Here is a 17,951-nt window from a genome sequence, read left to right as displayed (position 1 = left end):
CGACTCCCCGAACACCACGAAGCCATCGTCCGCTGGGCCATGATCCACACCACCAGCAAACGCCTCACCCGCGTTTAGGAACAGGCTCTAAGACAGCGACGATCGACTGCACTACGTCTTCGAGTACGACCCGTACGGTGACGTCGTGAGCATCCATGACTCGCCCGAGGGCAGCACGCCGCAACTGGCGGCAGCCCTTGACGGCGTTGACATGCCGGACTTCTACCGCGAGGGCTTCGCCCTGCCTGCGGGCATCGACCGCTCGTCGATCCCACTCCTGGGCGGGTAGTCGGGGTTGGAGAGCAGTGCTGGTGCCCCGCGTGACACTCTGTCGCGCGGGGCACGTTGTACACGCATCCGTGATGCCCGTCCCCTGCTGCAAAGAGTGGGCGCAAGCGAGGAGGGGCACCGTGTCCGGGCCAACCACCGATACCCCCGGAATCCCCGAGGAAGAGGTCGCCGGTCGCGTCGGCGCATGGTGGGGTGAGGGTGGGCGCGGTGGCCAACTGGCCTTTCTCGTCCCTCCTGCCGGCCATGACACCTCGACCGTCATGCGGGAGGTGCACGAGGACGTACCGGGGAGTGTTCTCGTCGACGCCACCGGCCTCACCGCCGAGCAGGTCATGCAGCAGGCCCTTGTGGCACTCGGCGTCGATCTGTCCGCGGAGGAGCGGAACGACTGGCGTTTCGCGCTCGGCTCGTGGCCCGAGGAGCGGTTGCTGCTGGTCGTCAACGCCCACCGCGCCGGGCCGACACGGCGGTCGCACGAGGCCGAGCGGTTGGTGACCTCGACCCTTCCGCGACTGGCGCGTGGCGAGTTGGGCGTGGTGGTCCACGTGGTTCCCGAGTTGCTGCCGGCCCACGTTTATCCCAGAGCGGTGTTTCGGCTGTCCGCGGCAGCCGTCGAGCATCCGCCGGCGGTAAAGGAGTCCGTTGCCGTGCGGGCGTTGGCACTGGCCGAGCCCCGCGTCGCACCCGTCCCCGTTTGGGCCCGACTTGTCACCGCGCTGACCGGTGAAGCGGCATCCGAGGACGAACTCGCTGAATTCGCGAGGGAGAGGCCCGAAATTCTTCGGCTGGGACCTCTCGGTGTTTCCTTTGTGGACGAGGGCCTGGCCGAGACCTTGCGCCAAGAGGTCGAATCTGCCGAACTCTCCAGCGTACATGAGCAGTTGGCTGGTTGGCTGATGCGCTCGGCTTCGGATTTTCGCCACCCCGAGGGGTGGGCCGAAGGCGGTGCCGTCGGCCTGTACGCGGCCACTGGGCTCGCCATGCACGCCGTACAGGCAGGAACGTTCGACGAAGTTCTTCGGGACGGACGCGTCATCGCCAATCTGCCGCAAACGGCACTCATGGACGCGGCACGAAGCATCAGCTTCATCATCTCCGGGAACACGGCTGCTGCTGACGCGATTCATCTGTGGGGGTGGGGAGTCACACCGCGGCATCAGACGGAGTGGGCTTCGCACTTGATGGCGCTTTCGCGCGACGATCTCGAAATCGCGTCCGCTGTCGCCACGTCTGGTGTGGCACTGCCCTGGCAGGTCAAGTGGGCCCATTGGCGGCCGCCGGGTGGCTATCACGTGCGCTACCTGCGGGCCGGGAGATTTGCCGCCCTGGCGGAGGTGCGCTGGCAGGGGCGACCCGCCATCGCCGGTTTGCAGCAGCGGACGGTGGACGGTGCACAGCAGCCGTTCGTCTCGATCTGGGACGTGGAGACGGGAGAGCGTGTCGCCCACCCTTGGGAACACGACGAGATTCCGGCGGAGCATCGTGCAGACCTCACCTGGCCCGCGTCCCCCGGGAGCGGCTCCGTCGCGCCTTCTCGTGTCCAAGAACTGTTCGCCTCGTCGTCACCCCGACGAAACAAGCGCGCTTTCATGCTGCCCTGCGAGCCGCTGGCCGTGGGGGAAGTCGTCGTCTTCGCAGGAGACTTGGGACTGATCGTCATCAAGCCCGCGGACGGCGTGAACATCTCCGACTTCGGCGCCTCGCAGCAACCCCTGAGCTGGGACTACGCGGACGCGGGCCCGTGCAGTCCGATCGAATCGCCGGGGCCGAGCCACGAGGACCTCATCGCTCTGTTCGGCGAGGACGCGCTCTATCCCATCGAGGTCGAGGACCTTCCGGATCGGCTCACCCACGCGGCGACGCGCGAACTCCTCCTCGATTTCGGTCTGCCGTACATGATGGAGGGGGCCATGGGGCTCTTCCCGTTCGGCAGCTGGGAGATCGGAATTCTCGACGAGCTGCCCTCCTGGCCCGGGGGAATCGAGCCCGTCCCCGAAAGCGGGCCCTTCTTCCAGATCGGCAAGTGGATGGGCGGCAAGCTCGTCATCGACGGCCCCACCGGACATGTCCTGCGCGTTCCCGCGGAGCCGGGCCAGGATCGCCTCGCCGGCCTTCCCTCCGCGCACAGCCTCGTGGATTTCCTCACCATGGTCGCTCTGTACGTCATCGGGCTGCGAACGCGGAGCATTCTGCCCCCGGCCAGTTCCGAGCGAGAGCAGATCACCTATTGGGTCCTGAGAGCACTGGTCGAAGTCGACGAGACAGGCGGTGACCAGCCCGCCTGGTCGTACGTGCTCCACAACGACTGACACAACAAGTGCCACACCGGTTTCGGCGCATCAGCCGGAGAGGCAGGCTGCAACCGCAGGCCTGCGCGCCCGCGGGCGCCGAAGTCATCCGCCTCGCGGAGAACTGCCCGTGGCGCTTGTCCCACGGGCAACCGGATGGTTTCTCCGGGTCGTCGCCCATTCGCGGATGGGGGTCAGGTCGATCGGCTCGCTGCGCCGCCATCCGCTGTTCCATCGACAACGAGATGTCCAGCAGCCGGGCGGTGGAACTCGTCGCGATCCGCGTACGGACGACCAGCAGAGACGCAGAGCGGTCAGCATGGGGATCCCGGCAACGGTGCAGCAGCCGCTGCTGTTCGCCGCCGCCGTCCAGCCGCCCATCGCGCACGAGCTCGGCGATGACAGCAACCTACTGCGTCGGGCCGGATAGCTGTCGGGGCGATGCGGGCATCACCACAGTGGACTCATCAGCGGGCTCCGCAGTGTGGTCCTCACCGTTTCGTCGCGATGCCGCCGGCCTCCGCGTCGACGGTGCGGAAGGTGAACCGCATCTTCCCAATCCAGATCTCGTCGCCGTCGGCCAGCTCCACCGACTCCACCGAACGCCGGTTGACGTAGGTGCCGTTGAGAGACCCACCGTCCACCAGGACGCACCGGCCGGCGCGCACCGCCAGTTGGGCGTGGTACCGGGACACGGTCACATCGTCGACCACGATGTCGCAGTCGCGGTGCCGCCCGATCAACGTCAGCGACGCGCTGATCGCGAACTCCGCTCCCGTGGCAGGCCCGCGACTGACCACCAACCGCATGCGACCCACCGCTCCGCCCGACTCCGGGATGAGCTCGTGCAACGGCACCGCGGCAAGCAGGTCATGCCGAGCCCGCGTCGCCCCGTCCCGAGCAGCCTTGTGCAACGGTGCAGCAGCAACACCAACCTGGTCCATCAACTGCTCTCCTCGCGACCGATCAAGCCGGGACGGGCACCCACCGGGCGCACTCCCCGGAACCGCTATCAGCATGCGGGGCGTTGACAGCCCTCTGACCAGGCCCTTCGTCACTCAGTCACGGTGCTTTGCGTCACCTGTCTCAGGTGTGGGTGCGCGCCGCGCGGGGTTCGACCGCCGCACTCCCCGCACACCACCGACCCGGCCAACGCGCACTCACGCCTCTGGCCGTCCTTGGTCGGCCGCGCAGCCCGTATCCCTTAGGCGGGCATTGCGAAGGGAAGGCAACCCCATTGACCTGGGATGTGTCTATGCCGAAGGGGATGCATGCGCATCGCCCTGAACGGCGCTGCCTGGGGACCCGTGAGTACTTCGATATAGCAACCCAAGGTACTCACGGCCGATCACCTGCGTCAGAGCGCTTGTCGCTCCAGGCCGGGCTGGTGGGCGGTGAGCTCGGTGGCGGCGCGGATGAGGTAAGCGATCCAGCGGTTCTTGGTGCCTTCGCGCCAGGCGATCGCGATGTCGTACGGGCTGGCGTCGGGCACCGGCCGGTAGGCGATGTCGTCGCGGGGATTCCGTTCGGCGAGCGAGGTCGGGATCAGGGCCACGGCTTGGCCCAGGGCAACGGTTTCCAGCAGTTGCGAGCTGTCCCGGACGACCGGTCCGTGCGCAGCATCTTGGCCCGCCCAGTACTCGCGTTGCACGGCGGTCGAACCGGGGCACTGCGGCATCGGCTGCCCGGCGAAGTCGCGGCAGCCCAACTGCTCGCGGGCGGCCAGTTCGTGGCCGACGGGAATGGCGGCCACCCTGGGTTCGGTGAGCAGCAGCTCGACCTCCAGGCCGGGGTAGTCCAGCGGCGACCCCAGCAGCGCCAGGTCGGCGCGCCCGGCGCGCACCATGTCGGCCTGCTCGTCGTAGCCGCTCACGGCGATTTCCACCTGCGGCGCGCCCGGCTCCTGCGCGACAGCCGCCACGATCCGGCGCAGCAGATCGGTTGCCACCCCCGGTTTCGCAGTTACGACCAGGGTGGGCCGCGCCGCTGTGCGGCGAGTGCGGTGGGCGGCGGCGGATACCGCGGCCAGCACGCGCTCCGCCTCGTCGAAGAGGATCTGACCCGCATCGGTGAGCGCGACCTCCCGGCTGTTGCGTCGGAACAGCTCTACGCCCAGCCGCCGTTCGAGCTGGCGGATAGCCCTGGACAGCGGCGGCTGCGCGATCCCCAACCGCCGCGCGGCCCGGGAGAAGTTGAGTTCTTCCGCCACTGCGCGGAAGTAGCGCAGTTCCCGCACTTCGAGGTCGGCCATACCGGCAGGGTATAGCAGCAGATCGAATCGATCTTTCCGCTTCGCGGATCCCCGCTGCTGGAATGACCACGTTGGACCACGACGATGCGAAAGAAGTCTGGATGCACAGCGGTGAAGTCGCACTGGTGACGGGTGCGAACAAGGGAATCGGCCGGGAGATCGTCCGGCGGCTGGCGGCCGAGGGCATGACCGTCTACCTCGGTGCCCGGGACGCCGAACTCGGCCGTCGGGCCGAAACGAAACTAGACGGAGATGTCCGCTTCGTGCAGCTGGACGTGACCTGGCAGGACACGGTCGACGCCGCGGTTCGGCGCATAGGTGCCGAATTCGGCAGGCTCGACGTCCTGGTCAACAACGCGGGCATCACCAACGAATGGGAAACCGCGGTCGAAGAGGTCAGCGCGGCGCAGCTGCGGGAGGTCTACGAGGTCAACGTGTTCGGCCCGGTCGCGATGACGCACGCATGCATCCCGCTGCTGCGCCGATCCGCGAACGCCCGGGTGGTGAACCTGTCCAGCCCGCTCGGCTCGCTCGACCTGATCAGCGACCAGGACCACCCGGTCTCGGGTGTCGGCCTGCTCGCCTACAGCTCGTCGAAGACGGCCCTGAACGCGCTCACCCTGCTGTACGCGAACGCGTTGCAAAAGCACGGAATCCGCGTCAACGCGGCAAATCCGGGCCTGGTCGCCACGGACCTCAACGCCCGATCGACACGCCCCCGAGGCGACCGGACTCCGGTGCAGGGCGCGGAAGTTCCGGTCCAACTCGCGCTGCTCGGCCCCGACGGCCCGACCGGCAAGTTCCGCGGCGGCGAGGACGGCAACTCCCTATCGGATCAGGTCCCCTGGTGACGTGCGCGTGAATGAGCAGGATGGACCTCGACGATTCGGAGTAGAGCAACACAAATGGCTGATCTCGAACAGAACAAGCAGACCGCACAAGCCTTCCTCAACCTGGTCTTCAACGACAAACAGCCGGCCGCGGCCTTCGCGCGATACATCGGCGCCGACTATCGCCAGCACAATCCGCACGCCCCCGACGGTGCCGAGTCGTCACTGCGGTTCCTCACCGGATTCGTTGCCGAGTTCCCGCAGCTCAGGCTGGATGTAAAACGTGTGATCGCGGAAGGCGACCTCGTTGTCACGCACAGCCTGATGAAGACCGCGCCTGAGGACAGGGGCAGCGCCATCGCGGACATCATCCGCATCCAGGACGGCAAGATTGTCGAACACTGGGACGTCGCTCAGCAAGTGCCCGAAACCGCAGCGAACGACAACACGATGTTCTGAACATCGAAACCCGCGCTCTTTCGAACTAGGGCGACCTTTCCACTCACGACCCCCCATCAGGTGAAGGGCGGAGGGCACCTTTGAGCGGCATGGCTGCCCAGTTCCTCCCGGGGTGGGGTGCGGCCGGTCGGTGCGTGGGGAGAGGAAGCGCACCGACCTGTGGGGTTTCACAAGTCGGTCCACGTGCTGCGACCTGCACCTTTCGGTGTCCCCGGCAGACAGGACATGATCGCAGGTCATGTCACTGCGTCTGCTTTACCTGATCTTCGTGCGCATGGTGGGCTGGCTGTGGCTGCTCGGCCGCTCGTCGGCGTCCAAGGACGTCGAGCTCCTGGTGCTGCGTCACGAGGTGGCCGTGCTGCGCAGAGCCAACCCGAAACCCCAACCCTCCTCGCCCCAGGCCCGCCGGTGCGAGAAGATCCGCTCGTCGCCCTCGGCCAGGACTTCGGAAGCGCTGTCGGACAGGTGATAGCCCGCGACGCCCCGGACCGCTCGGCGACCAGCAGTCCCCGCCGCTTCAACCGGGAGACCGCCGACCGCACGAGCGGTCCGTCCACCTCGAGCTCGCAGAGCAGCCGCACCGGTCTGGCGACGGAGAACCAGTCGCCCCGTTCCCGGGTGTACAACCCGTAGAGCGTCACGATCAACGCCCGCGGCGACCGCTCCCCGGCCGGCGGGTCGAACTCATCGTTCTGCGCACTTCTGACGGTCGTCAGGGAACAGCGCAGGAGACGCCGGGCTCCCGGTCAGTCCACTGGGGCGTAGCGCTCGTCACGCCAGGCCAGGGCTGCTCTGAGGCCCTCGGTCGCGACGAGTTCGGTGAACTCGGCTCGTTCGGGGGTGTCGGCGGAGTTGAGGACGGCGGCGATGTCGTGGTTCGCCTCCACCGCGTCGCGCAGGCCCATCGCCTCGTACGCCCGGGTGATGGCGCGCTTGGTGTATCGCAGGATGGCCAGCGGTGTCAGGGCGATCTTGGCCGCGAGCCGGTCCACGGTCGCTTCGAGCTCGGCGGGCGCGACCACCCGGTTGATCATGCCGAGCTCCAGGGCGCGCGCGGCATCAACGACGTCGCCGGTGTAGAGCAGCTCGTTCGTGGCCTTCTGCCCGAGCAGGAATGGCATGAGGAGGGTGACCGGGCCGGAGCCGAACCGGATCTCGGGTTCGCCGAACTGGGCGTCCTCGGTGGCGACGAGCAGATCGCAGGCCATGGCCAGTTCGCAGCCACCGGCGAGGCACCACCCGGAGACCGCGCCGATGACGGGTTTGTTCAGGGACCAGACCTTCATCGTCAGACCGATGTTGTTGGCCAGGCCGGCGTGCCACTGCTCCGCGGTCGAGACGCCCATCTCGACTTCCTGGGCGATGTCGTAGCCGACGCTGAAGGCGCGTTCTCCGCCGGCGAGGACCACGACCTTCACCGCGTCGTCGCGTTCTGCCGCGTCCAGTGCGTCGGTGAGCTCTCGCATCACCTCGACCGACAGAGCGTTCAGCTTCTTCGGCCGGTCGATCGTCAACCACGCGACGGGACCGCGGGTTTCGCTGCGCACGAACTCCATGCTGTTCCTCCTGTGCTGGTTCCGGTTCTGGCTGGGTGGGGCGGCGTCAGATCTATGCGAGGACGGTGGAGACGCGCACCGCGTTGGCGAGGGTGTCGCGGATGGGCGAGCGCTGCTGGACCGCTTCGGTGAGCTCCTGCAGACCTTCCCGGGAGGTGTTCGGGGACTCCGCGTGCACCGTCACCCGGATCTCCTGCGCACCTGGACGGACCGACTTGTCCAGCCCGAGGAAACCCTGCAGGTCGAAGTCGACCTCCATGTCCAGCCGCAGCGACGAGAGTTCGATGCCCCGGGCGGCGGCGTTGGCCGCGTAGGTCACGGCGTAGCAGCCGGCGAGAGCTTGCAGGACGTACTCCCCCGGGCTGGCCGCCGTGTCAGTGCCCAGCAGGGCGGCGGGCTCGTCGGACTCCAGCGTGTAGCGCGCGGTCCGGTCCTCTACGCGGCTCCCGGCTTGGCGGACTTCGCCGGTGGTAGCGGTCTGACGGCAGCCGCCCGCCCAGTTCGTCCCGAGGGTGAAGGTGACCTGGGCGAGTTCGGGCTGGTCCCGGACGGCGTCGAGGGTTGCGTTCAGGGCATCGCGGTCGACGCCGTTGATGACGTTGGCGGTCTCGGTCACGTGCTTCTCCTATCGGTGCGCGAAAACTGTTGCCGTGCAGTCGTTGTCAAGTTCGGGAAGGGGCCGGCATCGTGCTGGCCTGCTCAGCAGAACCGAGCGTGCGGCGGAACGTTTCGGGTGCGAGGTAGGCGCAGACGCCGGTGATCGCGCTCAGCACGGCGAAGTAGGCGACGACGAGCCAGGGACGGCCGTCGTTGAGCGCCAGCAGGCTCGTTGCGATCAGCGGGGCGAAACCACCGGAGATGACGGACCCGAACTGGTAGCCCAGGGAAACGCCGCTGTAGCGGACTCCGGTGGAGAACAGCTCGGTGAAGAACGCGGCCTGCGGGCCGTACATCGCGTCGTGGAAGAGGTTCACGCCGACGACCATGCCGAGCACGATGAGGAACTCGTTGCCGGTGTCCGCGATCAGGAAGAACGGCGCGATGAACAGAGCGCTCGTGACGGTGCCGAACAGGTAGAGCGGACGGCGACCCCACTTGTCGGACAAGCGAGCCCACAGCGGCACCGACACCAGCCCGATCGCCGAGGCGACGAGGACCGATTGCAGGCCGATGTTCGAGTCCTCCCCCGCCGAGCGGGCGATGTAGGCGATGCCGAAGGTGGTGTAGAGGTAGTAGACGGCGTTCTGGGACAGCCGCATCCCCGCGGTCAGCCACACCGCGCGGCGCTCCTTCTTGACGACGTCCACCAGCGGTCGTTCCGAAATGGTGCTGCCCTGCTTCATCTTCGCGAAGGACTCCGGTTCGACCAGCCGGGCGCGGATGATGAAGCCGACGACGACCAGCAACCCGCTCGCGAGGAACGGGATCCGCCAGCCCCAAGCGAGGAAGTCCTGCGGGCTCAGGGCAGTTCGTGCAATGGCGAACGCCCCCACTGCCAGCAGCATGCCGCCGGAAACCCCGATCTGGGTGAAGCTGCCGTAGAGCCCGCGGCGGTGCGCCGGTGCCGTCTCGACCGACATGAGGGCAGCGCCGCCCCATTCGGCGCCAACGCCGAATCCTTGGACCAGGCGTAGCGCGACGAGCAGCACGGGGGCTGCAACGCCGATCTGGCCGTACGTCGGCAGAGCGCCGATGGCGGCTGTGCCGACGCCCATGGTGATCAGCGAGAAGACCAGCATGGCCTTGCGCCCGATGCGGTCCCCGAAGTGACCGCCGACCAGTGCGCCCAGCGGGCGCGCGAGGAATCCGACGGCGTAGGTGCCGAAGGCGGCGATGAGCCCGATCGCGGGGCTGACGTCGGGGAAGAACAGCGGGCTGAACACCAGCGCCGCAGCGGTGCCGTAGAGGAAGAAGTCGTACCACTCGATGGTGGTGCCGACGAAGCTGCCGATTGCGACCATGCGCACGGAGTTGGTGCGCCGCGTCATTGCTTGCGCCATGTTGAGAACACCGTTCTGGCCACGGCCGAACCGAGCTGGTCGGCTCTCACCGTCGTGGTTTCGAAAGAAGGGTCGCTGCGGGCCGCCGCCTCGTTGGTAGCCCTGAAAAGTGCGTGAAACTCCGGAAATCAGCGTTTCGAGAGACCTGTCACCACGGGGCGCGGAGACGCAGCATCCCCGCGCCCCTTGCGGTCAGGCGCGGCCCAGGCCGGGCTCCTTCGCGCCCAAGAGGATGGTCACGTTGCCGAACACGTCCTCTCCTCTGCCCATGGCGGCGTGCGCTGCGGGAATGTCGGTGAACGGGAGGGTGCGGCCCACGCAGGGGTCGATCCGGCCGTTGCGGACGAGGTCGTTGTAGGCGTAGGCCTGCTCGTCGTTGGTGCCGTGCGAGCCCTGGAGCCGCTTCTGCCGGGTCCAGTGGTAGCGGAGGTCGACCATGGCGTCGAAGCCCGTCGTCCCCGCGCAGATGACGACCATGCCACCGGGCTGGCAGAGGAAGATGCTGGTGGGGATGGTGGCGCTGCCGGGGTGCTCGAAGACCAGGGCCGGGTCCTCGCGGGATCCGGCGACCTCCCACACCTTCTTGCCGAACGCGCGGGCGCCGGCCGACCACTCCTTCTGCCCGGCCTTGTCGTCGACGAGCGGGGGCACGCCCCAGTGTCCGAACTCGCGGCGGTTGATGTAGCCGATGGCGCCGCACTTCACCGCGTAGGCGCCGCGCTCGTCATCGGAGACGACGGCGATCGCTCGACCTCCGGCGGCCTTGACCAGCTGCGAGGCCTGGGTGCCGAGCCCGCCGGAACCGCCCCAGACCAGCACGAGGTCGCCTTCCTGCACGGTGTTTCCCGCCCAGCCGTGCAGCATTCGGTACGCAGTCGTGCCCACGAGCGTGGGAGCTGCGGCCTCTTCCCAGGACAGGTGCTCGGCCTTCGGCATGACCTGGTGGGATTGCGCCCGGGCGAACTGCCCGAAGGAGCCGTAGTTGGTGTCGTAGCCCCAGATCTTCGCACTCGGCGCGATCATCGGGTCCTTGCCGCGGGCGATCCACGGGTCGTCAGCGTCCCAGACCCCGGGGTGGACGACCACGTGCTGGCCGATCTCTACGTTGGTGACGTCGTCGCCGACGGCGTAGACGATGCCCGCCGCGTCGGAGCCGCCGATGTGGAAGTCCTCCGGTTCACCGCGCTTCTGCCGGACGGCGACCTGGTCGACCGGGTATCCGCGGGCGGCCCAGACGTTGTTGTAGTTGATCCCGGCGGCCATGACCGCGATCAGGACCTCGTCCGGGCCGATGCGCGGGGTGTCGACCAGTTCGGGCTGGAAGGCCTCGGCCGGGTCGCCGTAGCGGCTCTGCCGGACGACCTGGGCGTGCATCTTGGGCGGTACGACGCCGACCGGCGGCAACTCGCCGATCGGGGTCGGCTCCGCGCCGGGAGTGACGACGCTGCGACGCTCGTCAGTGCCCATGGAATTCTCCTTGTTCCGAATGCGTGATGTCCGGGCGGGATGTCTTGTGGAACGCGCTGCGTTCCCGCTCGCCGAACCCGTGCGGCGAGTGCTGCTGATCGACGGTGGGAGCGGTTGGCGTGCTTGTCGTGGAAAGCGGCCATGTCGTCGTTCTCGGCTTCGGGGTGAACGCGGCGTGGAACATCCGCCGCTCGAAGCTCGGCCGGGAGATCCCGGCAACCGACTCGGACGTTAGAGCCGCCGCGTAACCCACGTCATGAGAAAAATCGAGAAGTTTTCACTGCTGTTCTCTCGTTCTGTACGAGACCGCGCCTCGTCGCGCATGCGAGACTGGCCGCGCATTCCGGCGACCACCGGGGCTGCCGGAGCCGGACGAGCAGGCGGCCACGCCGTCCGCGGGAACGTGATCATGACCGTTGAGGAGCGCAACACCCCGGACCAGGATGCCCACGCCGAGCGTCGGCGCGGCGTTCTGCAGCAGGTCCATGCGCGGCGTCACGAGCTGGCGAGCAACCTGGTCGAGGAGTACCGCACGGCCATCTCCGACTACCGGGAGTTGCCGGAGTCGGTCCTGATCCGCGACGTCACCGAGGCTGCGGTGCACAACATCGAGTACCTCGTCGAGACCTTCCAGACCGGGTTCGACGTGCCCGAGCACGACAACGAGTGGATCGGGCGCTCTGCGGCCCGCCGCGTCCACCAGCACGTCAGCCTGCCGTCCCTGCTGCGGACCTACCGGCTGTGGGGGAAGCACATCTGGCGCACGATCGCCGATCTCGCCGGGCCGGACGAGGTCGGCAGGCAGCTCGCCGTCGAAGCCGCCGACGCGATGATGGGCTACCTCGACAGCGTCTCGTTCAACCTCACCCAGGCCTACGTCCGGGAATCCACGACTGCCGCGATCGACAGCCAAGCCCTGCGCACCGACGTGCTGGAGACCCTGCTGACCGGGGACCCGGTCAATGAACGAGCTCGCCGGCAGAAGGCGGTCCTCGCGATGACGCTGCGCGGGCCGGTCCTGGTGGTCGTCGTGCAGGTCCCCCAGCGCGACGATCCGCTCACCGGGTTGCAGGCCGCCATCCGCGCTGCCCGCAACCAGCTGGCACCGCTGTGCAGCACTTTTCTCGTCGGCGCCCGGGACACCGAGATCGTCGCCATCTGCGCTTTGGACCACGGCGACGAGGAACCGCAGATCGAGGCGGCGTGCCACGAGATCGCGGCATCCGTGCGCGACTGGACCGTGGGGCTCGGCCGGACCACCGAGGGCATCGCCGGGGTCCAGCAGTCCTACGCCGAGGCCCGCGAAGCCGCTGACCTGGGTTTTTCCATCCACCAGCCGGAGCGGGCCGTTCGCTTCGCCGATGTGCTGCTCGACCAGATCCTGCGCGCGACCCGGCACGCCGACGCCCTGCTCGAGGAAACGGTCCGGCCGCTGGTCGACTACGACCGGCGCAAGAACGCCGACCTCCTGGCGACGCTGCGTGCCTACGTCAACGCGAACTTCAACCTGACCAAAGCCGCGGCCGAGCTCACCGTCAACCCCAACACCGTCGTCTACCGGCTCCGCCGGATCCACACGCTGACCCGCCGCGATCCGTCGACCACCGACGACCTCCTGCTGCTCGCCCTCGGCCTGCGCCTGTTCGATTCAGCGCCGCCAACCGGAGACCACTAACCCGGCCCCGCACCGCCGCGGGGTCTCAGACGTCGTCCGACGAGGACAGCCCCAGCGCTGTGTATTGGACGTCGGGGATCCCGGAGCTCAGACGGCGCCTGAGGTTCCGCCACCCGCACCGCCACGCAAGCCACTCTGCAGAATCCGAGAACCGATCGTGCGGAACTTCTCGAATCATCGCATGACGTGGATTACGCCGCCGTCCTAACGTTTCGGCACACGTTCAGCCCGCATCCCTGCCGAGCCAGGTCGATCCCAGGTTCCACGAGGCTTGATCACGCACCGGCCGCAGGCGCAAGCGGCCCGCTTCCCCCAGGCAACCGCCCAGACTCAAAGGAGAGTCCAGATGGGCAACGAATCCGGTCCGTTGCAGGCCAGAAGAACCGCCAGTCCAGTGCGAATCGCCTTGAGCGGCTTGCTGATCCTGGTTCCGGTGGCGTTGGGATTGGCCGTACCGCTCTACCAGCGAACCAGCCCCACGCTCATCGGCATTCCCTTCTTCTACTGGTTCCAGATGGCGATGGCGGTGCTGGCCGCCGCGGGAACGAGCACCGTGTTCCGCCTGCTGTTCACCGGCGACGACGACGGCGAGGACAGACGATGACCTTCAACGCCGTCACCTTCGCGGTCTTCCTGGCACTGTTGGTCCTGATCACCGGGATGGGGTTCGTCGCCAGTCGATGGCGGAAAGCCGCGGATGCCAACAACCTCGACGAGTGGGCCTTGGGCGGCCGCACCTTCGGTCCCTTCATCACCTGGTTCCTGCTCGGCGGCGATCTTTACAGCGCTTACACCCTCATCGCCGTGCCTGCCGCGCTCTACAGCATGGGAGCTTTCGGCTTCTACGCCGTGCCGAACGCGATCGTGCTCTACGCCCTCGGCTTCCTGTTCTTGCCGAAGCTGGTGTCGCTGGCGCACGAGAAGGGCTATGTCACGCTCACCGACTTCGTCAACGACAGGTTCGGATCGAAGTCGCTCAGCCTCGCGATCACGCTCACCGGTCTGCTGGCCACGCTCCCGTACCTCGCCTTGCAGCTCGTCGGACTCGAGGTCATCTTCGGTTCGCTCGGCATCGGTGGTTCGGCAGCCGGCAGCTGGCTGATGCGCGATCTCCCGCTGCTGATCGCCTTCGGCGTGCTGGCGGCTTACACCTACTCCTCAGGTTTGCGGGCTCCGGCCCTCATCGCCTTCGTCAAGGACGGGCTGACCTACCTCGTCGTGATCGTCGCGGTGATCTACATTCCGATCAAACTCGGTGGTTTCGACAACATCGTCCACAGCGCTTCGCAAGCGCTCGCAACCAAGTCCACGACGCCGTCGAACGCCGATCCAGCAGTCGCGGTCAACCCGAACGTCTACATGACGCTCGCGCTCGGCTCGGGCATGGCGTTCTTCCTCTACCCGCACGCCATCACCGGCGTGTTCGCCTCCCGAGGCGCCAAGACCGTGCGCCGCAACATGTCGGTCCTACCGATCTACACGGTTCTGCTGGGCTTCGTCGGCCTGCTCGGGCTCATGGCGCTCGCCGTCGGGATCAAGCCGCAAGGCGGCAACCCGCAGTACGTCGTGCCGCAGCTGCTGTCGGAGTTCTTCCCGCCCTGGTTCGTCGGTGTCGCGTTCGCCGCGATCGCCATGAGCGCACTGGTGCCGGCGGCCATCATGGCCATCGCGGCCGGGAACCTGGTCAGCCGCAACCTCTACCGCCAGTTCGCCCGCGGACCCGTCAGCACCCAGTCGGAAACCCTCGTTTCCAAGATCGTCTCGGTGCTGGTCAAGGTCGGCGCCCTGGTCTTCGTACTCACCCTCGACACGAACTTCGCGCTCAACTTCCAGCTCCTCGGCGGCATCTGGATCCTGCAGACGCTTCCGACGGTGCTGTTCGGGTTGTTCACCAAGCGCTTCGCCGACCGGCGCGCACTGCTCGCCGGACTGCTGGTCTCGGTGGGTTACGGCACCTGGGCCGCCTACGAGGTCAAGACCGACACCGGCGCGCCGTTCGGCGGCTCGACCGCAGTCCCCTTCTTCCTGTCCAGCCCGATCTACATCGCGATCTCCGCGCTCGTGATCAACCTCGCCGTCGTGGTGCTCGGCAGCCTGCTCGCCCACGTGCTCAGGCCCGCTGGTCGCGAGGACGACACCCGCATCACCGTGCCCTCCGCAGCTGAAGCGGTCGGCTCGCAGCACAAATGAGCCGCTCCGCACGACCAGACAGGAGCCCCATGCCACCCGGAATCCGCGTGTCCGACAAGGGCGCGATCCGCGTCCTGACCATCGACAACTCCAGCAAGCGCAACGCCTTCACCGGTCCCATGACGACGACGCTGCTGCACGAACTCGACCGGGCCGACGCAGACCCCGCCGTGCGGGCGATCGTGGTGACCGGCACCGGCGGATGCTTCTCCTCCGGCCACGACCTGCAGGAGGTGTTGAACAACCCGGAGACCGCGGGCGATCCCGTCGCCAACGCGGCCTTCACCCGGCCCTCGGAGATCCTCACGCCGGTCATCGGCGCGATCGACGGTCCGGCCTACGCAGCCGGATTCATCCTCGCGCTCAACTGCGACCTGCGCGTCGCCTCAGCCGGCGCGCGGTTCTGCGGCGTCGGGGCGGCCATCGGCCTCGTTCCGGTCGGCGGCCAGCTGAGCCGGCTGCTGGACCTCGTCGGCTACCCCGTGGCCTACCGCTGGCTCGCCACCGCCGCGCCGTTCAGCGCCGAAGAGGCCAGTCAGCACGGGTTCGTCACCGAGATCCACGACGGTGACGAAGCCCTCGAGGGCGCACTCGCCCTGGCCGAAACGATCACATCGGTCTCCCCCGCCGTCGTCGCCGCGGTCAAAGCCGGTCTCCTGCACAGCCTTCGCCACGGCAGCGATGCCGGCCGGGCGGCCGAACCCCAGTTGGCCGCCCTGATCCAGTCGCTCCCGGACGGGGACGAGGGCGTCAGCTCCTTCCTGGAACGACGACCGCCCACCTACCCGGACCACCCCGAGGAACTCCACGACAGGATTGCCGAGGTACTCGCGTGACTGCCACCGAACTGCCCACCGACATCGACCTGCGCCTGCGCGAAGACACGATCCGCGATCTCGCCATTCGCCACGGAATTCCGGCCAATCCGGTCACCTTCGCCGACACTCCCGAGGCCGCTGCTGCGGTCGCGATGAGCACCGGGCGCCCGGTCGCGGTCAAACTCGTCGCCGACGGCGTCGTCCACAAGAGCAAGGCCGGCGGAGTCCTGCTCGACGTCGCGCCTGATCGGGTTGCTGCGGCCGTTGAGACCCTGTTCGCCGAGCAGCGCGCTCGCGGCGTCGAGGTTCGCGGGGTGACGGTGGAGCCGATGGTCGACCTGGGGCTCGAAGTCGTCGTCGGGGCGCTGCACGATCCAGGATTCGGTCCCATCGTCATGGTCGGCGCCGGCGGTGTCGACGTCGAGGTCCTGGGCGACGTCGCCTTCGCGCAGGCACCCATCACCGCCGACGGAGCCGTGCGGCTCATCAACCGCACCAGGATCGGGGCGATCCTGCGCCGCAGGTTCCCCGTGCAGCACGCCCAGCTCGCCGACCTGCTGGTTCGCGTTGCCGGGGCTGACGGTCTCCTGCTGTCCGAACCCGTCGACCAGATCGACCTCAACCCGATCGTCGTCGGGCCCGACTCGATCGTCGCCGTCGACGCCAGAGCCGTGGCGCGCGCCGACGACGTCGCGGTTGACCTCGCCCTCCCGGATCCCGGCGAGAGCTACGAGCAGCTCCGACCGGCGATCTACCCCGAATCGATCGCCGTCCTCGGTGCCTCAGCCGACCCGACCAAGATGGGACACCGGGCCGTCCGCACCGCCGTCGATCAGGGCTTCGCCGGTTCCCTCCACCCGGTCAGCCGCTCCGCGACCGAGATCCTCGGCCACCCCGCCGTGCGCGCGATCGGCGAGCTGCCCGAGAACATCGACCGCGCTGTGGTGGCCCTACCAGCGGCCGCGGTCCCGCAGGCCTTGCGCGACCTCGCCGACCGCGGCACCAGAACTGCGCACGTGCTGACCGCCGACACCACCGACCTCGCCGAGGCCGTGGCCGGTACCTCGATGCGCGTCCTCGGCCCCAACTGCATCGGCCACTACACGCCGCACTCGAAGCTGACGATGATCGGTCGCGACGCCTCCTCGGATGAGGAGGGCACCATCGCGGTGATCTCCCAGTCCGGCACGTACGCCGGTGATGTGGTGCGCCGCGGCAACGAACTCGGTCTGCGGTTCAGCTTCGCCAGCTCGGTCGGCAACTGCGACGACGTCTCCCCCTCCGAGCTGCTGGCGTTCTGCGAGGCCGACCCCGCCACCAAGGTCGCTGCGTTCTACCTCGAAACCGACAGCGACGCGCGGAGATTCTTCGCGCTCGCCTCCACGATGACCACCCCGGTGGTGCTGTTCAAGGGCGGGCGAAGTGCCGCGGGCGGAGCAGCTGCGGCGTCGCACACCGGTGCCCTGGCCAGCGACCCTCAGCTGCTGCGAGACGCCGCTGACGAAGCCGGTGTGGTTCTCGTCAACAGCCTCGACGAGCTGCTCGACACCCTTCTCGTCGCCCAGCACGCCAGCGAGTTCACCGGCAACGGGCTCGGCCTCGTGGGCACCGGGGGCGGTGTCGCCGTCGTTGGCGCCGACACCGCTTACGAGCACGGCCTCGTCGTGCCGCACTTCGCCGAGGCGACGGACCGGGCTCTCGCCCCCTACGACGCACCAGGAAGCAGCCTGAACAATCCGATCGACATCCCGACCTGGTCGATGTTCGACGACAGCGGCAGCTTCATGGGCGCCCTGGTCGAGGCTGTCGCCGCCGATCCCGCGGTCGATTGCGTCTGCGCCTACACCGACATGGGCACGGTCTACGACATGAAGGCCCCGGCCGAGGCAGCTCAGATCCTCACGATGATGACCGAGGACATCGTCACCGCTGATCGCGGGAACGTCCCCGCAGTCCTCGTGCTGCGCAGCAGCTACAGCGCGGAGCAGGACGAGCTGGTCCGGGTCCTGCGCCGCGTGGCGAGCGCGCGGGGTGTCCCGGTGCTGGAGTCGGTGGACCGGGCGATCGCCGCGTTCGGCCGGGTACGCGCCCTCAACCTGCACCGCGAACGCAAGTCGGAGAGCTGA

At 68.0% G+C, this 17,951-nt stretch carries 17 protein-coding genes and 1 pseudogene; 11 read left to right on the top strand and 7 right to left on the bottom strand.

Annotated features, from left to right (window positions below; all coding sequences use genetic code 11):
- Positions 1–145 precede the first annotated feature (145 nt).
- Positions 146–289, top strand: a complete 144-nt coding sequence (locus AC07FN_RS42015) for a hypothetical protein (RefSeq protein ID WP_478400701.1) — start codon at positions 146–148, stop codon at positions 287–289.
- Positions 290–410: 121 nt separating this feature from the next.
- Positions 411–2,600, top strand: coding sequence for an SUKH-4 family immunity protein (locus tag AC07FN_RS42010; RefSeq protein ID WP_478400700.1), 2,190 nt, complete (start codon positions 411–413; stop codon positions 2,598–2,600).
- 470 nt (positions 2,601–3,070) lie between these two features.
- On the opposite strand, the gene AC07FN_RS42005 is transcribed toward AC07FN_RS42010, so the two are convergent.
- A complete protein-coding gene (locus tag AC07FN_RS42005; protein WP_478400699.1) occupies positions 3,071–3,523 on the bottom strand; it encodes an FHA domain-containing protein in 453 nt (150 codons plus the stop codon).
- A gap of 413 nt (positions 3,524–3,936) precedes the next feature.
- Entirely contained in the window at positions 3,937–4,830 is an 894-nt protein-coding gene (locus tag AC07FN_RS42000; protein ID WP_478400698.1) for a LysR family transcriptional regulator, read from the bottom strand.
- Between the two features lie 62 nt (positions 4,831–4,892).
- On the opposite strand from AC07FN_RS42000, the gene AC07FN_RS41995 reads away from it, so the two are divergent.
- The 3 genes from AC07FN_RS41995 (at position 4,893) to AC07FN_RS41985 (ending at position 6,588) form a co-directional block, all read left to right on the top strand.
- On the top strand, positions 4,893–5,681 hold the full coding sequence (locus tag AC07FN_RS41995) for an SDR family oxidoreductase (protein ID WP_478400697.1): 789 nt from the start codon (positions 4,893–4,895) through the stop codon (positions 5,679–5,681).
- Between the two features lie 54 nt (positions 5,682–5,735).
- The gene (locus AC07FN_RS41990) at positions 5,736–6,119 is read left to right on the top strand and encodes a nuclear transport factor 2 family protein (protein ID WP_478400696.1); all 384 of its coding nucleotides are present in this window, start codon (positions 5,736–5,738) and stop codon (positions 6,117–6,119) included.
- A gap of 238 nt (positions 6,120–6,357) precedes the next feature.
- The gene (locus AC07FN_RS41985) at positions 6,358–6,588 is read left to right on the top strand and encodes a hypothetical protein (protein ID WP_478400702.1); all 231 of its coding nucleotides are present in this window, start codon (positions 6,358–6,360) and stop codon (positions 6,586–6,588) included.
- A 70-nt stretch (positions 6,589–6,658) separates the two neighbouring features.
- On the opposite strand, the pseudogene AC07FN_RS41980 reads toward AC07FN_RS41985, so the two are convergent.
- The 5 genes and pseudogenes from AC07FN_RS41980 to ccrA all read right to left on the bottom strand — a co-directional run.
- Positions 6,659–6,760, bottom strand: a pseudogene (locus AC07FN_RS41980) (PaaX family transcriptional regulator C-terminal domain-containing protein); the annotation flags it as partial.
- Between the two features lie 105 nt (positions 6,761–6,865).
- Positions 6,866–7,675 carry an enoyl-CoA hydratase/isomerase family protein gene (locus tag AC07FN_RS41975; RefSeq protein ID WP_478400695.1) on the bottom strand — a complete coding sequence of 270 codons (810 nt, stop codon included), beginning with the start codon at positions 7,673–7,675 and terminating at the stop codon, positions 6,866–6,868.
- 52 nt (positions 7,676–7,727) lie between these two features.
- On the bottom strand, positions 7,728–8,291 hold the full coding sequence (locus tag AC07FN_RS41970; RefSeq protein ID WP_478400694.1) for an OsmC family protein: 564 nt from the start codon (positions 8,289–8,291) through the stop codon (positions 7,728–7,730).
- A 46-nt stretch (positions 8,292–8,337) separates the two neighbouring features.
- On the bottom strand, positions 8,338–9,675 hold the full coding sequence (locus tag AC07FN_RS41965; RefSeq protein ID WP_478400693.1) for an MFS transporter: 1,338 nt from the start codon (positions 9,673–9,675) through the stop codon (positions 8,338–8,340).
- Positions 9,676–9,867: 192 nt separating this feature from the next.
- Positions 9,868–11,142 carry a crotonyl-CoA carboxylase/reductase gene (gene ccrA / locus AC07FN_RS41960; RefSeq protein WP_478400692.1) on the bottom strand — a complete coding sequence of 425 codons (1,275 nt, stop codon included), beginning with the start codon at positions 11,140–11,142 and terminating at the stop codon, positions 9,868–9,870.
- A 119-nt stretch (positions 11,143–11,261) separates the two neighbouring features.
- On the opposite strand from ccrA, the gene AC07FN_RS41955 reads away from it, so the two are divergent.
- The 6 genes from AC07FN_RS41955 (at position 11,262) to AC07FN_RS41930 (ending at position 17,951) form a co-directional block, all read left to right on the top strand.
- A complete protein-coding gene (locus AC07FN_RS41955) occupies positions 11,262–11,390 on the top strand; it encodes a hypothetical protein (RefSeq protein WP_478400691.1) in 129 nt (42 codons plus the stop codon).
- A 161-nt stretch (positions 11,391–11,551) separates the two neighbouring features.
- Positions 11,552–12,817 carry a PucR family transcriptional regulator gene (locus tag AC07FN_RS41950; protein WP_478400690.1) on the top strand — a complete coding sequence of 422 codons (1,266 nt, stop codon included), beginning with the start codon at positions 11,552–11,554 and terminating at the stop codon, positions 12,815–12,817.
- Positions 12,818–13,163: 346 nt separating this feature from the next.
- On the top strand, positions 13,164–13,421 hold the full coding sequence (locus tag AC07FN_RS41945; protein WP_478400689.1) for a DUF3311 domain-containing protein: 258 nt from the start codon (positions 13,164–13,166) through the stop codon (positions 13,419–13,421).
- On the top strand, positions 13,418–15,007 hold the full coding sequence (gene mctP, locus AC07FN_RS41940) for a monocarboxylate uptake permease MctP (protein ID WP_478400688.1): 1,590 nt from the start codon (positions 13,418–13,420) through the stop codon (positions 15,005–15,007). Before AC07FN_RS41945 ends, mctP begins: the two co-directional genes overlap by 4 nt.
- A 29-nt stretch (positions 15,008–15,036) precedes the next feature.
- Positions 15,037–15,843: an enoyl-CoA hydratase/isomerase family protein gene (locus AC07FN_RS41935; RefSeq protein ID WP_478400687.1), complete on the top strand. Its 807-nt coding sequence runs from the start codon at positions 15,037–15,039 to the stop codon at positions 15,841–15,843.
- On the top strand, positions 15,840–17,951 hold the full coding sequence (locus tag AC07FN_RS41930) for an acetate--CoA ligase family protein (RefSeq protein WP_478400686.1): 2,112 nt from the start codon (positions 15,840–15,842) through the stop codon (positions 17,949–17,951). Before AC07FN_RS41935 ends, AC07FN_RS41930 begins: the two co-directional genes overlap by 4 nt.

The organism is Saccharopolyspora sp. NPDC045941 (genome assembly GCF_056431445.1).
This window is presented reverse-complemented; position numbering and strand designations above follow the sequence as displayed.